Source organism: Microcoleus sp. F10-B2, assembly GCF_036704965.1.
In the GTDB taxonomy this organism is placed as follows: domain Bacteria; phylum Cyanobacteriota; class Cyanobacteriia; order Cyanobacteriales; family Microcoleaceae; genus Microcoleus.
The window spans coordinates 1-1505 of sequence record NZ_JAUBTB010000224.1 but is presented as its reverse complement, the minus strand read 5'-3'; the positions used below and the strand labels follow the sequence as shown (position 1 = coordinate 1505).

The following is a 1505-nucleotide window of genomic DNA, read 5'->3' as shown; positions in this document are numbered from 1 at the left end:
GCTGCAATGAATGATGAATACATGATGCTTCTTCTCAAATCCTTTTGTCAAGACTGATTGAGATGCTCTTACCCTGGGCAGGGTAAGAGCATCTCAATCATGCTTGACAAAAGCACTTGAGAAGAAGCATCATATAGTCATTGTTCATCGCAGCCCGTTTGATTTTTTGTCGCAGGCTACGCTGGAGAGTAGTTTCTTGGTTGACCGCATTAAGGGCGATCCGTCTTACCAGAGCGAAGTTCTGAGGACTGTTTAATGAGCGAATCCGGGATTTATCTTCATTAAAAGTCACATCTAAACTCCAATGCACTTGGTTTTCAATGCTCCAATGTTGACGAATAGCACGACCATTTAGCTGGGCGTCTACTGGTAAAGAACTTAGGTAAAACTGTACCTCGTGAGTGGTTCGGTTCCACAGATGACGAACTCTTTCGACCATAACAATAGTGCGCAAGCCTGCCCATTGCTCTTGCTTGTAAAGTCCTCCTAGTTTGACAACTGATACCGCCCAGACTTTTCGAGTTTCGAGGCGATGATGTCCCTTTTCGGTTCGGGAATCATAACTGATTTCAATCCCAATGAATTCCTGAGTTTTTGCAGTCTCAAACCAGTCTTTAACTTGATTGTAAAGAGTGGGATGATTGCTTTTTAGTGCCACGACATAATCGGCTTTTTTCTGACGAATCAGTCGCACTATTTCTGTTTGAGTCCCCATCGCATCAATGGTGATAATTGCGCCGGCAATGTCGAGTAGTTCTAGTAGGGCTGGAATTGCTGTGATTTCATTGGAATGGTCTTCTACTTTGACTTGCCCGAGTACCAAACGCTGTCCGCTCGCCCAAGCTGTCACTAAATGTAAGTTTTTTAAACCTTTCTCTCGATCGTAAGAACCTCGCAAACTTTTGCCATCTATGGGGATGATTTCTTGGCAGACTGAACCCATAATTTGTTGCAACCATTGCGATAACTTCTCCTCTAAAACTTTCGGATCTAGCTTTTCAAACACCCGGCGAAATGTATCATCGCTGGGGATGCCATTGGGTAACTCTAAAAATTTTTCTAACCATTGTTGCTTGCTGAGTCCATAATTTTCGATGTCTTCCCACCCCTGGGCACCGGCGATCGCAGCTAATATGGTAATGACCAGAATGTCTTTCAGTAAATGTTGTTTGGTTCGGTCTACTCTCGGGTCTGGTATGTCATCAAAATAAGTTGATAAGCAAGCTTGTAAGTGTTGCATGGAGATGGGTTGAGACCTGTCTGGCTTTGCTAATGATTTTGGCTGATTTACAACACGATCGAATCCTTTCTCCATTGATTTTTCCTCACCATTCGTGACACAGATGAAGCAGTATTATAGAACCCATTTGACCTCTTTGAGACTGCGATTAGATCGCCCGTTATCTGTCCATCGCCCGTTGTCTGTCCGGGTGCATCTCACTTTTGCAGATATATCAAGTGGAAAGTTGACCATTTAGATAAGCACAGCGAACAGAAAGGATAGA

The 1505-nt window shown here is 43.6% G+C and carries 1 protein-coding gene; it reads right to left on the bottom strand.

The window, feature by feature from the left end; genetic code table 11:
• Positions 1 to 97 precede the first annotated feature (97 nt).
• Positions 98 to 1315: an ISAs1 family transposase gene (locus tag QUA99_RS32790; protein WP_445251062.1), complete on the bottom strand. Its 1218-nt coding sequence runs from the start codon at positions 1313 to 1315 to the stop codon at positions 98 to 100.
• Positions 1316 to 1505: the final 190 nt, after the last annotated feature.

What these genes read in the sequence shown, in the direction of transcription:
- QUA99_RS32790 (WP_445251062.1), bottom strand. Translation starts at nt 1,315, where the DNA reads ATGGAGAAAGGATTCGATCGTGTTGTAAATCAGCCAAAATCATTAGCA.